Below are 19901 nucleotides of genomic sequence, written 5' to 3'. Positions count from 1 at the left end.
TTTCTTAAAATTTAAAGTTAATACCAAAGCGTGCAGACCAATCGTAGACTTCATAATTGGTTATTTGACTCCTGATAGATTGGAAGCGAACTACTGGTTCATTCGTAAGGTTGACAAACTCAATAAAAAAAGTAAGATTGTCTGTTATTTTTTGTGAAGCATTTACATCCAATTGATACCGTTCTTCTAAGAAGAAATCAAAATCAGAATTAGTTGAGAAACTTGCAAAAGCTCTTCCATTGTAATTTAGTGATGCTCGTGCACTAAATCCTCCTTTATCATAGGATAGTGCAGCATTCCAAGTATGGTCTGCTTGATCTATGAATGGTATTCCGTCCCTAGTTTCAATTTCACCAGTATTTTGATTTAAAGAAGAAAAGCTACTATCAGAATCTACATAGGTATAGTTTGCAAAAACTCCTAGACCTGATAAAAAACCAGGGAGAAAATCTAATTTTTTTACAAAATTCAATTCTACTCCTAGTAAACTTGCTTTATCTCCATTTATTGGAGAGCGTTGTAAAAACACATCATTATTGAATTCCACGTTGGCAAATTGGTTGAATATAAAGGTTGAAATATCCTTATAAAAGATTCCTCCAGACACTACTCCTGCTCCCTTGAGATAATGTTCAAAAAGCAAATCAAAATTATGGGATTCTGCAGGGTCTAGATTTGGGTTACCTCGTGAAAGTATTTGATCTGCAAAATTTATATTTTCCGAAGGTACCAAGTCCTCAAGCGTTGGTCGTGCATACGATTGGGTATAGGCAAAACGTAAGTTCGTTCTATCACTTAACTGGTACTTTAAATGTACCATAGGTAAAAAGAAATCGTAAGAACGACCTCCTGAAATAGGTTCTGAAGAAACAGGGACTGCAGGTTGATCGTCACCAGCTGGGGGTTCAATCTGTAGTTCCAATGCTTCGTAGAGCACATCTGTTTTCTCGTAACGGACACCTGCCAAAATCCTAAAATTATTAAACTGGATTTTACCTTGGAAGTAAGCAGCATAGACATCTTCGCCGGCATCAAAGAAAAAGCTTTCACTATTGATACGTGATGTATTTACGTCCAAATCGTAAGCGCTCCTGAACAAGTTAAAATGTTCCCTTGCTGAATTTGGGTTGGGAAACTGCCCCATTTCGTAGCGTCCACCAAAGATTGTTCCACTATTGCCATCCAAAACTTGACTTAAATTATAAGGACCATTAAAATCGTTGTACTCAATGGTATTTCTTCTTCTTAAGTTATCCAAATCCCTATATTTTCCACCTGTTTTAAATTCTCCGGAATTTTTCCCCAATCTAAAAGGTATAGTGAGATTCAATCGAGCTACAGTATTGTCTCCTCTGTTTAAAATAGGCAGGTCTTGTTGAAAGGAATTAAAAAGGAAGGCATTATAATCTTCAAAGTCAGCGTCCGGAGACGAGAAAATAGTAAAGTCACCATCTCTTTCTTGAACAAGGGTCAAATCTCTTTCTCTAAAGACGAAACGGTCACTATTTAGCTTTCTTTCATTTCTGGAATAGTTTATACCATAATCAAGTTTGGCAAAGTCACCTAAAGGATGATTTCCCTCTAACGAAATATTTATGTTCTCTCGGTTAATAACACGGTCGTTGATATCTCTTCTGACCCTTACATCGTTATCGGGACCAGCGACATTTGGATTTAATGGATCTTGATAATTGTTTCTAGGTCTAAATCGTGTCCTTCTTCGTAACGACTTGTCTTTTAAATTGTTATAGGTGGCTTTAAATACTAAAGACGAATTCTCTGAAAATTTATAATCAAAAGTAGCATTGACACCGATTCTTGTTCTTTCATTCAGTAGCGGGCGTAAGCGATAGTCATCCAAAACAAAGGCTCTAAAAGAGTTAGGGTCATCCTGACTCCCAATCCTTCTGTCCCTATATGTTGCTTCAAAGCGTTCTTCTCCGTTAAAAGTATTGTAAAAACTGCTACCTATCAATATCCCGAATTTTTCATCGGCAAAGCGTTTGTCGAACTTAAAACGATATACTTGACTGGCCTTTTCAAAAAGATTGTTGTAACCACCACCAATACTTCCCTTTACTCTTCCTTTGGAAGAAGTTGCTGTAGCTGTGATTAGATTTATGGCACCACCTACTGCATCACCATCCATGTCGGGTGTTATTGCTTTGCTAACCTCCATAGAAGCTAGTTGATCTGCCGATATCAAATCAAGGCTTTCGGTTCTTCCTCCTCCTTCATCCGTAGTTGGGATTTGCTCACCGTTTATGGAAATGGTCGTGAAGTTTTGAGGTGTCCCCCTAATTTTTACATTACTTCCTTCACCATTGTTACGTTCAATATTTACACCAGGAACCCGTTGCATGGCCTCACCAACATTAATATCTGGAAAGCGTCCAATAAGGTCAGCAGAAACAATTGTTTTGATATTATCGGCATTTTTTTGCTGGTTGAAAGCTCTTTGTTGGCCATCAAAACTCCCAGTAATAATAACCTCGCCGAGTTGATTTGTTTCTGGTTTCAATACAATATTGCCAGTAGATTGCAAGGATTGGTCTACTGTTGTAGTGATATTGTATTTTTCATAGCCAATGTAGGATACCTCAAGTTCATGAGAGCCAAAAGGAACCCTATCTAATTGGAATAGACCTTCAAGTGAAGTGCTTGCACCAGTGTTTAAATTTCTAATTACTACTGAAGCTCCTGGAAGTGGCATTCCAGATTCATCAACCACTCTTCCCGTAATAGTGCCATAACTTTGAAAGTTGGTTTTTAAAGAATTCTCTGGTAATAGGTTACTCGCAAATGTTAAGTAATGTGCAAATACGAGAAAAATGACCATAAAAGGCCAAAACAACTTTAATTTACTCTGAGGCATAACATAATCATTTTTTAATTCCTGTTTAAAAGCTCACAGGAAGTTGTTAGTTTGTTTTGTTTGTGCAATCGATTGCATAATTAATAAAGAAATATTAAATTAGCAAATATTTTGACTTAAAAGTGAAGTAAATTGAATTATAATAAGGTTTTTGAAGAAATTTAAAAACTTAGCGACTAAATTTTATAATGATTGATATTTATTATAAATTGTGCAACCGATTACATTATTATAATATTCATTCAAAAGTGTATTTTTACAAAAGAGTCAGTTTAGTTTGGCAAATAGTTATATGAAAAAAGCAACCATACATGATATTGCCGAGAGACTCAATGTAACGGCCTCTACAGTTTCAAGGGCATTGAACGGTAATCCCAGGATAAGTGAAACTACTCGAAAGGCGGTATTAAAGGCGGCAAAGGAATTGGATTACGAGCCCAACCAAGTTGCATCTGCTTTGCGCAGTGGTAAGACTCAGCTCATAGGGATGTTGGTACCCAGTATAAACCGAGCTTTTTTTTCCTCCATTATCAAAGGTGTTGAAGAAGTAGCCAATTCGTTGAACTATCGTGTTATCGTTAGCCAATCCAGTGAAGTTTTAAGTAATGAGGAGAATGCCGTAAAAGCATTTTTGAATGCGCGTGTCGATGGCATTATAGCTTCAATAGGTAAGAATACACAACATTTTGATCATTACGAGCAAGTTCTTGATCGTGGACTTCCCTTGGTACTTTTTGATAGGACCACACCATTTCTCCAAACAAGTCAAGTGGTCATTGATGACTATCAGGGGGCATATTTGGCCACAACACATCTAATAGAACAGGGTTGCAGATCTATAGTCCATTTAACTACCGAAAGAAAAATCGATATTTATAAGGAACGTTACAGAGGTTATCTAAACGCTTTGACAGATCATAACATTGAGCTGGATACCTCGTTGGTTTTTAGTGGTAACCTGCAAGTAGAAGATGGAAGGGCGCATTGCGAAGCACTTCTAAAACAAGAACGAAAGTTCGATGCTATTTTTTCTGCCAGTGATTATGCAGCAATAGGAGCCATGCAGGTGTTAAAGGAAAACGGTTTTAAAATTCCTAGTGACGTTGCACTTGTAGGATTTCTGAATGAACCGTTCACATCGTTTACTGATCCGCCATTAACCACTATAAATCAGTTTCCCATAGAAATGGGACAAACTGCAGCCAATCTTTTTTTCAACATATTAAATACAGAAAAAAAGAAAATCATACCGAAAAAAACAATTATTCAGCCCGAGCTTATCGTAAGGGCTTCCTCACTTAAAAAGCAATAGCAATTAGCACCTACTAAATATGGAACTCTCAAAAATCAACACAATGTACAATCGATTGCACAAATCTAACCAACAATTTATCACTGACGATTTTATGTTGCAGAACGATTTTGCAAAAAAACTGTATCATGATTATGCCAAATCGTTGCCCATATTGGATTATCATAATCATTTATCACCAAAGGAGATTTCTGAGAACCATCAGTTTAAAAATTGTACTGAAATATGGTTGAAGGAGGATCATTACAAATGGCGCGCCATGCGAACACTTGGAATAGATGAAAGGTACATAACTGGTAGTGCAACGAACCAGGAAAAGTTTTTCAAGTGGGCAGAAACAGTTCCCTATACCGTTAGGAACCCTTTATACCATTGGACCCATCTTGAGCTTCAACGCTATTTTGGGATATATGAGCTCCTATCTGAAAATAACGCGGAAGAAGTTTATAAACTCACTGAGGCAAAGCTTCAAACAGAAGAATTTAAGACCTATGGCCTTATTACCATGATGAATGTTGAGGTGGTTTCGACAACCGATGACCCGATCGACAGTTTAGAACATCATTCCAAGTTTCATCAACAGGGTCATGCGTTTAAATTATTGCCATCCTTTAGACCCGATAAAACCTATGCAGTGGAGAATACAGAAAGCTATAAGGAATACCTGGAGAAACTAGAGGTAGCATCTAGCATGGAAATTACATCATATGTAGATTTGATTACTGCACTCAATGACCGTTTGGAGTTCTTCAGAAAACATGGATGCAAAATAGCAGATCACGGATTGGAGCAACTCCACTTTTTTGAATTGGGAAAGTATGATATCGAAAACTTGTTTAAAAGAATATTGGCAGGGAACAAGCTCTCCGAAGAAGAAGTGGCTTATTTTAAATTTGAAACCTTGGTTCATTTGTGCCGCAAATATCATGAATTTGGTTGGGTACAGCAGTTTCATCTTGGGGCATTGCGCAATACGAACAAACGAATGTTATCAAAACTTGGTCCGGATATGGGTTTTGATAGTATAGGTGACTTTCAACAAGCTATGCCGTTGGCTTCTTTTCTAAATCTTTTGGATAGTACCGACCAGCTTGCAAAAACCGTCATATATAATTTGAATTCGGCAGATAATGAGGTCTTTGCCTCCATGATTGGAAACTTTAACGATGGGAGTATAAAAGGTAAAATGCAATTTGGGTCAGCTTGGTGGTTTTTAGACCAAAAAGATGGTATGGAAAAGCAATTGAACAGCCTTTCAAATTTAGGATTATTAAGCTGTTTTATAGGAATGCTCACAGATTCTAGAAGCTTTTTGTCCTTTCCACGGCATGAGTACTTCAGGAGAATATTATGCAATTTGATAGGTACGGATGTAGAGAACGGAGAGCTCCCGAATGATGAAAAATGGTTGGGCCAAATCGTGAGCGACATCTGCTATCATAATGCCAGGAATTATTTTGAATTCTAATTTCCCGCTACAACATGAAAAAATTGAATAGGAAAGCAGTGTCTGATATTCCTGTAAGACCAATCAAAATAGTACAGTTTGGCGAAGGAAATTTTTTAAGAGGCTTTGTGGACTGGATGGTCGATATCTTGAACGAACAGACCGACTTTGATGGAGATATTCAGATTGTTCAACCCCTGAAAGAAGGGATGGGAGATTTGATCAACGAACAAGACGGACTTTATCATGTACTATTGGAAGGCCTTGAAAAAGGTGAAAAGATACAGCATGCTAGATTAATTACAAGTGTAAGGGGAGTACTCAATCCTTATGAAGATTATAGCGCCTTTTTGGAATTGGCCAAGAATCCAAATCTCCAGTTTATTGTTTCAAATACAACCGAAGCAGGTATAAGCTTTGATAAGAATGATGAAACTGTTGATGCGGTGCATAACTCATTTCCCGCAAAACTTACGGCACTATTGTACCACAGATATCAACATTTCAACGGTTCTTCTTCTGCAGGTTTATCCATTATACCCTGTGAATTGATTGAAAAGAACGGCAGTAAGCAAAAGGAGCATGTTTTAAACTACATTGCTCTTTGGTCGCTTCCTACGGGTTTTAAAAATTGGATACTGGAAAATATCTTATTTTTCAATTCGTTGGTCGATAGGATCGTACCAGGTTTTCCAAGAGATTCAATAGATATTGTTCAGAAAAGTTTATCGTTTAAGGATGAGTTGGTCGTTAAGGCTGAGCCTTTTCATTTATGGGTAATCGAGGGCCCCTCCGCAATTCAGGAAAAGCTTCCCTTTTCCAAAACCGGATTGAATGTGATTTTTACGGATGATTTAGCTCCTTATCGCACAAGGAAAGTACGTATTCTTAATGGTGCCCATACCGCAATGGTGCCCATAGCGTACCTGCACGGATTTAAAGAAGTAAGAGAAGCCGTTGAGGATGAAAAAATAGGATTATTCATAAAAGAAGTCATTTTTGACGAAATAATACCTACCCTAGATATGCCCAAAACCGAACTGGAGTCTTACGCTCATGAAGTTTTGGAGCGGTTTCGCAACCCTTTTATAAAGCATAAATTGATGGATATTTCCTTGAACTCTATATCTAAATTCAAAGTTAGAGTTCTTCCGAGTATGTTGAACTATATGATCAAATATGAAAATACACCACCAAAACTGGCAATCACTTTGGCGTATTTGTTTATCTTTTATAGGGGGGAATTTGAGTCGAACAATATCGAACTTCGTGATGAAGCCAAGGTCATCGAATTTTTTAAGAATGCCTGGAAAGAAATCGATTTGGAAAGAATCACAGCTAAGATTCTTGCAAATAAAGCATTATGGGGCGTTGATTTAAAAAACCGCACAAATTTAAAAGAAGCTTTAACAACAGAGTTGATACATATTTCAAAACAATAGCACTCATTTTTATCAATAGCTTAATAATCAGGGAATCATCCTCTAGAGATATACTTCCCAACTAATGTGTATCTTTTAACACATTCCAGCCTATCTTAACCCTTACTTGGATTTAAAACTTATTTTAAAAACAAGCTCGATATCACTTTATGGGATAAAGGGAAAATGAAACGGATTCATTCGCGATTATTGAAATAATAGTCAGAACGATTTTTTATCGTACCCGTCATTTAGAAGTTTAGTGTTCTAAAGTCAATTTTATTCATTGAATTTTGTCCATAAAAGTTAAAAAGAGTCAGTACCTATCGGGAGCTACCTGTTTTGGGAAAAGATTAATAATCCTACTTTTTTGGGTTTTTTAACTTTCAAAAATGGCTAATTCAAATCCCCGAAATGACAATGAAATCATTATTGATATTTTTTGTTGCACCATTTATATGGAAACCTGCAAATGCAACATTTTTAAACACAAATCACACTGATAGACATAAAAAAATTGAGCAAACATTATTGTTTAAGGGAAATATTGTTATTAAAAATAGTTTTTTCAATAAGATTTTACATCATTGTAAAGGCACTGAAGCAGCTGATTTTGTCAAGGGCAAATCGTTTGCGGGGTTCTATATGTTTCCACTAACGGAAGGTGAGTTTGAAGTACTCGAAAATATTGGGGAAGAGAAATCGCTAAATGAATACATGGTAATACATGATATATGGTCCTTCTTTTATTTATCCATTGCTATAATCGGTTTTTATATTGCGCTTAGTTTTTATTTCAAAAGAAAGAAAGAAGTAGTGGCCAAATTGCTTATAAGCAGTTTCATCTTTATCCATTCTTATTTTATCTTTTGCCTGTACTTGAATATATCCAACTATCACTATGTATATCCAAACGTTTATTTGATATCTGCTTCCTTTCTGTTCCTTTATGGACCTTTGCTCTATTTTTACTTTAAAAGGATAATCCAACAATACGCTTTTAAAAAACTTGATTTTATACATCTTTTGCCATCAGTATTGTTATGGATTTATCTGGCGCCTTATTACGCTTTGTCAACAAAGGATAAAGTCGAGGTCATTTTTGCAAGTGCAACTAACGATGACAACCCTACTTATACAAACAGCACAGCCTTATTAATGCTGGTAAAACTGTGCTCTATGGTAATTTACGGCGTATTGATTTATCGTGTTTACTTAAAAAGTAAGCAAAACACTGCATTTAACAATTCGAACAAACGGTGGCAACGTAACATTGCTATGATGTATTTCCTTTATATGATTATATATGCAACCTATGTTGTGTTGTATACAAGTGGTATTACCATGGAGATTTTTTACCATTTGCAGACCATAGCACTGATATCGATGGTTGCCTATATAGCCTACTCGGTCAATGTACAACCCAAAGTGTTCAGTGGTATGTATGCATACAATTTTTTGATGTCCGATCAAAAATACCATAACTCCGGTCTCACAGAAAAGTTATCGGAAGAACTAATAGAAAAATTGATGGTGTTGCTCGAAAGGGACAAAATTTATAGGCAGAACAATATAAGCTTAGGTTGTGTAGCACAGTTATTGGATACCAACAGACATAATACATCACAATTGATCAACGAAAACTTCCACATGACTTTTCATGAACTTATCAATACCTATCGTATAAAAGAAGCTAAAAAGTTGTTGGGCGATAGAACTAATGGGTATAGAAAGATTATAGATATCGCATATGAAGTTGGTTACAACAACAAGTCAACTTTTAATAAAGCTTTTAAAAAAAATACCCAAGTGACCCCAAGCGAATATCAAGAAATGTCCTCTACATATTGATGGCTCAAGGTAAGCAAGTAGAGTTTCGTCGGATGAGTAAACCTTTATAGGTGAGGTCTAAAATTTAGGGCTGTCTGACTTCTTTTGTTAACGGTTTCAAAAAAAATTAACCAATTAACGACAGCCCTTCTTATGATAAGACAATTCACTCAAAAGATATTATATGTCTCACTTTTTTGGGTAATTATTTGAATTAGTCATCAAACCGTCTTCTTCTTAATTGGGGCTGTCTATTTACTAACTTTTAAACTCAATAAATGAAAAAAAACTGCATGTGGTGTATGGTAATCTTTCTTTTTGCCTCAATTACATACGCCCAGGAAAAAAACATTACTGGTAATGTTACAGATCAAAACGGTCTGCCATTACCGGGAGTAAATATTGTAGTTAAGGGCTCAACGGATGGCACCCAAACAGATTTTGATGGTAACTATGCTATTAGTGCAAGTACCGGTGATGTTCTTGTCTTTTCCTATATAGGTCAAAAAACTTTGGAACAGACGATAGGTTTATCAAATACTTTGGATGTACAAATGCAAGACGATGCCCAAGCTTTGGAAGAAGTCGTGGTAGTAGGCTACGGTGTGCAACGCAAAAGAGATTTGACAGCTTCGATTTCTCAAGTCAAAGGAGATGAGATTGCGAACCTCGTAACCCCAAGTTTTGAATCCCAATTGGCAGGTAGGGCAGCAGGTGTTCAAATTACCACACAATCGGGTATCATAGGTGATGCACCTAGGTTTAGAATACGTGGGGTGGCTTCTGTGACATCTGGTACCTCTCCGCTTATCGTTGTTGATGGGATACCAATTTTTACGGAAAATCTAGACCCTAATAATTCCGATTTGGGCGGCTACGCGGATAACAATTCACTTGGAGATATTAATCCCGCAGATATCGAATCCATTGAAATTCTTAAGGATGGGTCTGCAACTGCAATCTATGGTTCCAGAGCAGCAAATGGAGTAGTCTTGATTACTACTAAAAGGGGAAAAGAAGGAAAAATGACGATAAATTATAATACAACTGTCGGTGTCGCGCGGCCCATACAGACATTTGATTTGTTAAATGCAGAGGATTTTGTTACCATTTCAAATGAAAAACGTGCCAATCGTAATCAGAGTCCATGGGCCGTTGGAACTGATTTTAATACCGATTGGCAAGATGTAGTACTGAACAACAATGCATTTCAACAAGATCATAATTTATCCTTTTCAGGTGGAAACGAGAATACAACATATTTTACTTCTATAGGTTATACGCAGCAGGAGAGTGTTGCTAAGCCTAACGAATTTTCTAGATACACCTTTCGTTCCAACATAGACCAAAAAATAAAATCCTGGCTTTCCATGGGTGTTAGCGCTGGGCTTACCAGATCTGAATACAGTGGATTGAATGTTGGCGTAAATTCCCTTTCAGGAAATATCTTTAATGCAATGCGACAGCATCCCAATGTATCACCATTTGATGAAAACGACCCAACAGGATATAATATAGACGATATATTTCCTGATAGAATGGGTAGGGGGTCCAACTTGGATATTGTTGGTGACAACGTTCCTAATATCGCTTTTGTTATAGATAACAACAGATTTGAAACCACTATTAATCGACTGATTGGTAATGTGTATGCCGATATCAAGCCAGTCTCAACAGTAAATTTTAGAACTCAGGTGAGCATTGATCAAACAAATACGACAGGGTTTTTATTTTGGAGTCCGGTCCATGGTGACGGCGTGGGATCCAATGGTAGGGTCCAAAACAATAGTAATGAACTGATTCGATGGAACTGGCAAAATATACTCAGTTATAATGAAACGTATGCTGATGATCATAATGTTTCACTGACTTTGATCAGTGAATATCAAAAATCAATTGACCGAGGTTTTTTTGCCACTGGAACTGACTTAAGTAACGATTTTTTTGGATCTAACCTTATTACTGGCTCATATGGGGTTCAAGGTTCGGGAGGTAGTCTTAGGGAAAATGGACTCGTATCCTATGCAGGTAGGCTCAATTACAATTACAAACAAAAGTATTACATACAGGGTACTTTACGGCGAGATGGTATTTCTGCTTTACCATTTCAAAATAGGTTTGGTGTTTTTCCCGGTGCTTCTTTCGGTTGGACAGTTAGCAGAGAAGAATTTATGAGCGGTATTCAAGATATAGTCAATGATTTTAAAATCAGGGGCTCCTATGGTAGGGTAGGTAATACCGATATTGGAAATTATCCATATTTGGGGCTTTATCAAGCTGCGCAATATGGAGATAACAATGGCATTGCGTATGCGCAGTTTGGTAACAATTCTTTGGTATGGGAAACCAGCATACAATATAATGCCGGTTTTGACCTAAGCTTACTACAAAACAGATTCTCTTTGACATTCGATTATTTCCGAAACGATACGGATGATTTGATTTTGGATTTGGAAACACCGCAATCCTTTGGAGTGCCGGGCAACAGTTATTCTGCAAACATTGGTAAAATCAGGAATAGTGGCTATGAGTTCTCAGCTAATGCAACTTTGTCCGACAAGGATTTTAAATGGGATGTCTCCGCCAATGTTTCTTTTGTAGAAAATGAAGTGGAAACCCTTGTCAACGGACAAGATCGATTTAATACCAATGGAGTAAGTATTACCAGGGAGGGAGAGTCTATCAATTCAATTTTTGGATATCGCTACTGGGGTGTTAATCCTGCCAACGGAAACCCTGTCTACTTTAAGGCCGACAATACCTTGGTACAGGCAAATCTACCAGGCGCAGGATATTCTGTTTTTGATCCATCAAACCCTGCTGATACGTCTCAGCCAGGCTCTATAAGCGCACTAGAAGATAGAGTTGTTTTAGGACAATCTCTACCAAAATATTTTGGAGGTCTTACATCAAATATGTCTTTCAAAAATTTTGATATGACTTTCCTATTTCGATTTAGTGGAGGGAATAAAATATTCAACGCTACCCGTAGGGATTTGTTAAACCAGAACTTTACGAACAACAGTACTGAAATATTAGGAAGATGGCAAAGTGTTGAGAATCCTGGGGACGGAGTTACACCAAGATTATATGCACTCACGAATACCACTACAAACCTAACTTCTGTTGCTACTTCTAGATTTTTGGAGGACGGTGATTTTATAAAGCTTGATAACCTAACTATAGGATATACTTTTCCAAGTCCTATTACAGATCGTTTGGGACTATCCAAGTTCCGGATGTACGTGCAAGGTCAAAATCTCTGGATAATAACTGATTACAGTGGCCTTGATCCCGAGATGGAAATTGCTGGAAGAGATTTAAATGGTACCCCAAGGTCCAGTATATTTTCTTTTGGATTGAATGTTGGATTTTAAAAAAATATGAATATGAAAACGATAAATAGAAAAAACTGTTTAGGATTAGAATACGCTATAATAGCATTGATTGGTCTTTTAATATTCAGTAGTTGTTCAGATGATAATGTATTGGCGTTAGAACCCTTTAACCAAATTTCAGAAGAGGCCGCTTTTAGTACGCCAGAGTTGGTGGAACTCTCGGTGACAGGTATGTACAATGCTGCTCAAAGGGGGGTGTATGTCACTAACCCTGCTCAAGGAAGGGGATACCCATTTGGAGCTGCGTTTGTACAACAAGGGGATAATAGAGGTGAGGATGTGGTTAACGTTGCAACGTTCTATCAATTGACGTATACGGCAACCTATGACCCCACTACGGGAAACAATGTTGGGTATTGGAGCGACACGTATCGTTTGATCAACAGGGTGAACATAGTTATCGAGGGTGTAGAAACTGCCGTTAGCAATGGTATCATAACTCAAGATATAGCGGACGATTACGTAGGACAAGCCAAATTTTTAAGGGCCGCTGCACATTTGGAATTGATGTGGCATTTTGCAAGACCTTATAATGACACGCCAGATGCAAGCCACCTAGGGGTTCCCTATCGTGATTTCCCAATTAATACCCCAGAATCCATAGAGTTGGGCTTAACATTAGGTCGTAATACGGTTGCAGAATGTTATCAAAATATTTTGACCGATTTCAATGAAGCCGAATCGTTGTTAAATACCAAAATGGAAAGGGAAGGACTTTTAGGAATAGTCAGGGCTACGAGTGAAGCTGCAATAGCTTTTAAGACCAGGGTGTACCAACATATGGGTAACTGGGAAATGGTCATCCAAGAAGGGAACAAATTGAATGGTATATATACCCTCACCCCATCACCCAATGATCCCTTTGAAAATGGATATGGTAATTCGGAATCTATATTCTCGATAGAACACACGGCTTTAAACAATCCTGGGGTGAATGCGGCATTAGCCTCTCAATATAATCGTAGGGGACTTGTTGTCATCAGTCCTATCATTTGGAGGAATCCACTGTGGTTGGAAGATGATCTTCGGAGGGAAGAGGGAGTTTTGGTAACAACCCGTGATGGAGTAAAATATACCAATAAATATAAAGATGATGTAAACTATACAGACCCAGCCCCTGTAATTCGTTATGCAGAAGTACTGCTGAATATGGCAGAAGCTTATGCTCGTACCAACGATACGAACAATGCCCTTGCAAGTCTGAATTTAGTACGGAACAGATCTCTCACAGATTCCGTAACACAAGAATATACAGCTGTTGATTTTCCTACCCAAGAAGATTTGGTCAATGGTATTATTGATGAACGAAGAATAGAATTTGTAATGGAAGGAAGACGTTGGCCCGATATCCATAGGTTACAAAACGATGATTTTATTAATCTGGATGGAATCCCAGCTAAAGTAGCCAATGGCACGCCTCCAGCCGAAGCCTATACCTTGGGCACTCCTTATACCGGTCCATTTGGCGTAGACCCAATTTCCTATGATGCTACAGAATTCTTATGGCCAATACCCCAACAAGAAATCAATAATAATCCAACATTGGCACAACAGCAGAATCCAGGATGGTAGTGAATTGAACTTACACTACGCTTTGAATGCTAGCCTTGTAAGGTAACTCTTATAAGGCTAGTTATTTATAAAGCTATATTCTTTTTAAGTGAAATAGGTTTTTCTCTGATACTCTGTATTCATTAAAAAACATAGAAATTGAAACGCTTAGATATAGAACTATAATTTATTAGTTTACTGACCACTGACCACTGACCACTGACCACTGACCACTGACCACTGACCACTGACCACTGACCACCTATCCCAGCCATTTAGCCTTAATACGCCTTGCGTTCATTTCGGCAATATTAGTAATGGAGATACTTTCTGGGCATTCTACCTCACATGCACCGGTAAACGTGCAACTCCCAAACCCTTCCTGTTCCATTTGCCAGGTCATTTCCATAACCCGTTTGTCGGCTTCTTGATGGCCTTGGGGCAAGTTGTTCAAGTGATTTATTTTAGCTGCCGTAAAGAGTGCGGCCGATGCGTTTTTACAAGTGGCTACACACGCTCCACATCCAATACAGGCAGCGGCATCCATTGCTTTATCTGCTATTTCTTTTCCAACAAGTATGGCATTGGCCTCTGCTGCTGTTCCTGTTTTTGCGCTAATATATCCGCCGTGTTCAATAATTCTGTCAAAAGCAGAACGGTCAACGACCAAGTCCTTGATTATCGGAAATGATTTTGCCCTCCATGGTTCTACCACAATGGTCTCACCATCTTTAAAACTGCGCATGTGCAATTGGCATGTGGTCATATTAACATGTGGACCATGAGCTCTTCCGTTAATAAATACCCCACACTGTCCGCAGATACCCTCTCGGCAATCGTATTCATAGGCGATGACTTTTTCATCACGTTGTACTAGGAGTTCGTTAAGGTGGTCCAAGGCTTCCAAAAAAGACATGTCTTCGGTTAGTCCGTCAACATCATACGATTTAAAATCCCCTGATGTGTTGCTATTCTCCTGTCGCCAGATCTTAAAGGTCACTTTCATAATTCTTCATTTAAATTGGGATACCTCACTTCAAATCTCAGATAGGTTATTTATAACTTCTTACGGTAGGTTCCACATTTTCATATTTCAAGACTTCTTTATGGAGCTTAAAACCTTCTTTGTTATAAGACCAAGCTGATACAAACGAATAATCATTGTCCATTCGAAGTGCCTCACCTTCAATTGTTTGGTATTCTTCCCTAAAATGAGCTCCACAAGATTCTTCACGCTGTAAGGCATCGGTGCACATCAATAGCCCCAACTCTATAAAATCTGCCAAACGGAGTGCTTTTTCCAGCTCGGTGTTCATTTCTTTATCGCTACCGGTAACTTTTACGTCTGTCCAGAATTCACTTCGGATTTTTTCAATCTGTAAAATCGCTTTTTCAAGTCCTTCTTTGTTTCTGCTCATGGCGCACTTCTGCCACATAATTTTACCCAGTTCACGATGAAAATGGTCCACGGTTTTTCTACCTTTTATTGCGAGTAATTTATAGATATGATGCTGTACTTCATTTTCGATCCGCTCAAATTCTGGGTGTTCTACAGTAGGAAGCTCTTCTTTTAAAGCATTTGCCAAATAATTGTTGATGGTATTGGGCAGTACAAAATAACCATCAATACTAGCCTGAAGCAATGAGTTTGCTCCAAGACGATTTGCACCATGATCTGAAAAATTACATTCACCAATGGCGTATAGACCAGGCACAGTTGTCATTAACTCATAATCGACCCAAAGTCCGCCCATAGAGAAATGTGCGGCAGGGGAAATCTGCATAGGTTCTTTATACGCATCTACACCCGTTATTTTTTTATACATTTTAAAAAGATTTCCATATCGATCTTTGATGGTGTCCATTCCAAAGCGTTCGATAGCGTGTTTGAAATCTAGATATACGGCATTTTTTAATCGCCCTACACCATAGCCGGCATCAATTCGTTCCTTGGCCGCCCGTGATGCTATATCGCGCGGTGCCAAATTTCCAAAACTGGGGTAACGTCGTTCTAAATAATAGTCCCGTTCCTTTTCGGGAATACTATTGGCTTTACGATCATCATCTTTCTTTTTGGGTACCCAGATTCGCCCATCGTTTCTAAGAGATTCTGACATTAAAGTAAGCTTTGATTGAGCTTCGCTTGTCTGCGGCAGGGCAGTAGGGTGGATTTGTGTAAAACTAGGCGCAGCAAAATAGGCTCCACGCTTATGGGCTTTCCAGATTGCACTTCCGTTGCAGCCAATAGCTAACGTAGAGAGGCGAAAAACACGTGAGTAACCACCTGTTGCCAATACTACGGCATGTGCTGCAAAACGTTTTAGTTGCCCGGTTACCAAATCCCTGGCAATAATACCTTTGGCTTTTCCATCAACGACAACTAAATCCAACATCTCATGACGGGGAAACATCGTAACTTTTTTTGCACGTTTCATCTTGTACAGTTGTGAATAGGTAGCCAAAAGCAATTGTTGTCCCGTTTGTCCGCGAGCATAAAAAGTACGTTGCACCTGCACACCACCAAAACTGCGGTTGACAAGAACCCCGCCATATTCCCGGGCAAAAGGAACCCCCTGTTGTACATAATGATCTATCAATGGAGCCGACAGTTCTGCCAAACGATAGACATTTGCTTCTCGCGATCTAAAATCCCCTCCTTTTAGGGTGTCGTAGAACATCCGCCAGACACTGTCACCATCGTGTTGGTAGTTTTTTGCTGCATTTATCCCCCCTTGTGCTGCTACGGAATGTGCCCTGCGTGCCGAGTCTTGGTAGCAAAAGCACTGTACATCATACCCTAATTCTGCCAAAGTTGCCGCTGCACCAGCTCCTGCCAAACCAGAACCTACTACAATTACATTTAGCTTCTTTTTATTGGCGGGATTGATCAGTTGTGACTTTATTTGATAGTTACGCCACTTATTTTCTAGAGGCCCTTCAGGAATTTTTGAGTTGAGCATCTTGCTAATTATTTAAAGAATACAATAAAGGGTATTATACCAAATCCTATTGCCATAACCCCAGCATAAAACAACGAGACTTTTGCCAATACTCTAAACCCTTTTTTGTGGTAAAAACCCAAAGTTTTAAAAGCGCTTTTTAATCCATGGTTAAGGTGCAGGCCCAAGGGAATCATTAAAAGAGTGTAGAACAGTACAAAATATATATTTTGAAAAAGACTATAGGTAACCTCATAAACATCAACATGTCCATTGGTATCAAGAGTAACTACATCACCCATGCCCAGTTTAATGCGTGCCCAAAAATTTGCCAAGTGTACAACAAGGAACAACAGAACAAGAATACCGATTAACCCCATGTTTTGTGAAGTCCAGCTACTATTTTCTTTGGTATGGTTCATCAAATAATGTTGGGGTTTTGCCTTTTTGTTTTTTATGGTTACGATTAGGGCGTAGATAATGTGAAGTACAATGGACAAATACAGTACATATGCAATTACTTTGATCAATGGGCTTTCCCGCAAAGCTGTGGAATACGAATTGTACAAACCACGTGCTGTTTCTTCAGGTAACAGCAAAATACAATTTGCAGATAGATGGACTATCAAAAAGATACATAGGAAAAGACCAGTAAGCGCAATAATTGTCTTTCTAAAAAACATGGATTTTTTAATTTGTCCGGTATAGGTCATTATTGGATACTCTGGAACCATACGATTGAACTTCCGCCTTTAGAATTTCAAAACCGATGGGGTATATCCAATATATAGTTGTATGTTATTAATTCTCTTCATGTAGAATAAGCAATGGAACTGGACTGTTGAATGTCTGTTTTAACGTAACGCTTTCATCTAACAAACGCTCCATAAAACCTTTTTTCGCCCGTACCATACACAAAAGGCCTGCAAAATCCTTCATCAAGTAATCATTTAAATCCTTATTGGTATCTCCTGTACCAAAAGCATAATCTATAGATGGGTTCAAATCTCCTATATGACCTAGCGGAACATCAAGGTCAGTCGACCTTTTATCAGCTACATGTAGGACCTTAACCTTGCTTTGATGTGCTTTTACAAGGTGTTTTAAAGGTGCAACCGTAGTGTTTGAAAACGGATCGTTACCAATAGCAAAAACAATTTCATCTAAAGGGCGATAGGTATAATCATCGGGAACTACTATTACCGGAGCGGATGTTCTGGAGATAACACCACCGGCAACACTTCCCATAAAAACTTCTTTAAGTCCACTGGCGCCTTTAGTGCCCATGACAATAAAATCAAAATCACCACTATTGCCAAGTGCAACTATTGCCGAGACTGTTTGTTTTTTGATGATTTTTGGTTTTAGGGTAACATCAGGATGTTTATGCTGTACTTTCTGCATGAGTTCATCCATTTTGTTCTGAGCGTCCTTTTCAAGTACGCCATCAATATTTTTCATTAGTAAAGCTGCACTAGATCGTGTATCGTAACTATGCAACACTAGGATTTCCGAAGAAGAAGCACCAAAAAGTTGAATGGCATATAAGAGCGCATTGGCCGAAGTTTCGGAAAAGTCAACGGGAACGAGAATTTTATTCATTACGATGTTATTTAAACTTTAATTCTATAAACATAATCACCAAATCTTTAGACAAACTTTAGAAAAGGGAAAACCAAATAGTTTTTACATCAAATTTTTTTCAATAAATCTGATAAAGTTTTACCCTGTGTACCAATGATTTGATCTTATAAAAATCAATAACTCGTACTGTACATTTTTGGAATCCAAATGGGCCAGAGCATTCTTAAGTTTCTCTAAAGAATTACATAATATTTTTAGTGTCAATAAGGAATATCCTGGATTTTGATACAGTTCAGGATTGGTAAACGAACACTTTTACAAATTAATAGTTGTACTGCACAAATATGATTTGAGAAAATATAAAACTAAGAACTCTTAACTCTAGAATACATGAAACTGCTTGAAAAGATTTTATTAGCGCATGATTTCAGTGCTTCTTCAAAACATGTGGAGGAAACGGCCATTAAATTGGGCAAGGTGTTTCATTCAAAAATAATCCCTATACATGTGCTTCCAGATGACATCGTAAATGAAAAAGTAAGAACACAGATTACCAAGGTGGCAGAAGGAAAACTAAGGGATGTTGTGACACGCCTAAAAGAAGCCAATGTACATGTTGAAAATCCCATTTTGGAATATGGGTCACCACACGATGGTATTGTAAGGGCCGGTATCCGTGTAAATGCCAATATGATATTAAGTGGTTCTGGCGAAAGTCTACAGGGAGGTAGTGTTCATTTAGGCACTACTACCGAACGTATTATCCAAAAAAGTAATAAAGCGGTATTTGTCGCCAAAGCTGGTGTGCCGCTCAATGTGCATCATATACTCTGTCCCGTGGATTTTTCTGAAGCATCGGAACGAGCATTAAAAAATGCGATTATTATGACCCGTAGATTTAGGGCAGAACTCACAATTTTAAGTGTCTGTGAAGTTCAAAGTCTATCGTGGTTCGCTTCGGAAAAAGATAAAGAAGAAGAGAATAACAGTCGGTTGGAGCAGCACAAGGTAAAGTTTGATGAGTTTCTGAAAAAATTTAATCTCTCCGATTTAAACTGGACCAAAGAGACTCCCAAAGGCAATCCCGCCGAAGAAATCCGTAGTGCAATATCGAGGAAAATGATTGACCTGCTTGTTATGGGAACGGTTGGCAGGTCTGGATTGAACCGCTTGATCATTGGAAGTGTTACCGAAAAAGTAATTCGAGAAGTTCCCTGTTCTTTCCTCACACTGAAATCTGAAGATGTCATAAGATTGCAGTTGGACACCGATATCAAAGATTTAGAAGAATTATACGAGCATGCCCAAGATTTAATGAAAGATGGGTTTCATCAAGAGGCCATTGGTCAATTTGAAGCTTGCCTAAGTATTAATAATATGCACGTGCCCGCCTATTTGGGCATTGCAAAGGTTCACGATAAAATGAAAAATCCAGCGAAGGCGGAAGAATTTCGCAAGTTGGGCAGAGAGATTAAAGATCGCATGTGGTATGCAAAAGTTGAAGAAGAAGTACGAAAACTTAGGGGTAGTTGACGACATCCAAA

The 19901-nt window shown here is 38.2% G+C and carries 12 protein-coding genes; 7 read left to right on the top strand and 5 right to left on the bottom strand.

Annotation, left to right across the window (positions count from 1 at the left end; all coding sequences use genetic code 11):
- Positions 1–4: 4 nt before the first annotated feature.
- Entirely contained in the window at positions 5–2875 is a 2871-nt protein-coding gene (locus tag LV716_RS01600) for a TonB-dependent receptor (RefSeq protein WP_163419667.1), read from the bottom strand.
- Positions 2876–3167: 292 nt separating this feature from the next.
- Here LV716_RS01600 and LV716_RS01595 point away from each other — a divergent pair, with 292 nt between their 5' ends.
- From LV716_RS01595 to LV716_RS01570, 6 genes are all read left to right on the top strand, one after another.
- Positions 3168–4187, top strand: coding sequence for a LacI family DNA-binding transcriptional regulator (locus LV716_RS01595; protein ID WP_163419668.1), 1020 nt, complete (start codon positions 3168–3170; stop codon positions 4185–4187).
- 19 nt (positions 4188–4206) lie between these two features.
- Positions 4207–5655: a glucuronate isomerase gene (gene uxaC / locus LV716_RS01590; protein WP_233759207.1), complete on the top strand. Its 1449-nt coding sequence runs from the start codon at positions 4207–4209 to the stop codon at positions 5653–5655.
- Between the two features lie 14 nt (positions 5656–5669).
- Positions 5670–7076 carry a tagaturonate reductase gene (locus LV716_RS01585; RefSeq protein ID WP_163419669.1) on the top strand — a complete coding sequence of 469 codons (1407 nt, stop codon included), beginning with the start codon at positions 5670–5672 and terminating at the stop codon, positions 7074–7076.
- Between the two features lie 399 nt (positions 7077–7475).
- Positions 7476–8906, top strand: coding sequence for an AraC family transcriptional regulator (locus tag LV716_RS01580; RefSeq protein ID WP_233759206.1), 1431 nt, complete (start codon positions 7476–7478; stop codon positions 8904–8906).
- Between the two features lie 257 nt (positions 8907–9163).
- Positions 9164–12262: a TonB-dependent receptor gene (locus LV716_RS01575; RefSeq protein WP_163419671.1), complete on the top strand. Its 3099-nt coding sequence runs from the start codon at positions 9164–9166 to the stop codon at positions 12260–12262.
- Between the two features lie 12 nt (positions 12263–12274).
- Positions 12275–13855: a RagB/SusD family nutrient uptake outer membrane protein gene (locus LV716_RS01570; RefSeq protein WP_233759205.1), complete on the top strand. Its 1581-nt coding sequence runs from the start codon at positions 12275–12277 to the stop codon at positions 13853–13855.
- Positions 13856–14096: 241 nt separating this feature from the next.
- On the opposite strand, the gene LV716_RS01565 is transcribed toward LV716_RS01570, so the two are convergent.
- The 4 genes from LV716_RS01565 to LV716_RS01550 all read right to left on the bottom strand — a co-directional run bounded on the left by LV716_RS01565 (position 14097) and on the right by LV716_RS01550 (position 18375).
- Entirely contained in the window at positions 14097–14840 is a 744-nt protein-coding gene (locus LV716_RS01565) for a succinate dehydrogenase/fumarate reductase iron-sulfur subunit (RefSeq protein ID WP_163419673.1), read from the bottom strand.
- Between the two features lie 46 nt (positions 14841–14886).
- Complete coding sequence (locus LV716_RS01560; RefSeq protein WP_163419674.1) at positions 14887–16794, bottom strand: fumarate reductase/succinate dehydrogenase flavoprotein subunit; 1908 nt, start codon at positions 16792–16794, stop codon at positions 14887–14889.
- Between the two features lie 8 nt (positions 16795–16802).
- Positions 16803–17456, bottom strand: a complete 654-nt coding sequence (locus LV716_RS01555) for a succinate dehydrogenase cytochrome b subunit (protein ID WP_233759204.1) — start codon at positions 17454–17456, stop codon at positions 16803–16805.
- Positions 17457–17574: 118 nt separating this feature from the next.
- Positions 17575–18375: a universal stress protein gene (locus tag LV716_RS01550; RefSeq protein WP_163419675.1), complete on the bottom strand. Its 801-nt coding sequence runs from the start codon at positions 18373–18375 to the stop codon at positions 17575–17577.
- 372 nt (positions 18376–18747) lie between these two features.
- Between LV716_RS01550 and LV716_RS01545 the strand changes: the two genes are divergently transcribed.
- Entirely contained in the window at positions 18748–19890 is a 1143-nt protein-coding gene (locus LV716_RS01545) for a universal stress protein (protein ID WP_163419676.1), read from the top strand.
- The last annotated feature ends 11 nt before the right edge of the window (positions 19891–19901 follow it).

Origin of the sequence: Flagellimonas sp. HMM57 (assembly GCF_021390175.1) — a bacterium.
GTDB lineage: Bacteria > Bacteroidota > Bacteroidia > Flavobacteriales > Flavobacteriaceae > Flagellimonas.
The sequence above is the reverse complement of the archived record's forward strand: the minus strand, read 5'-3'. Positions and strand labels throughout refer to the sequence as shown.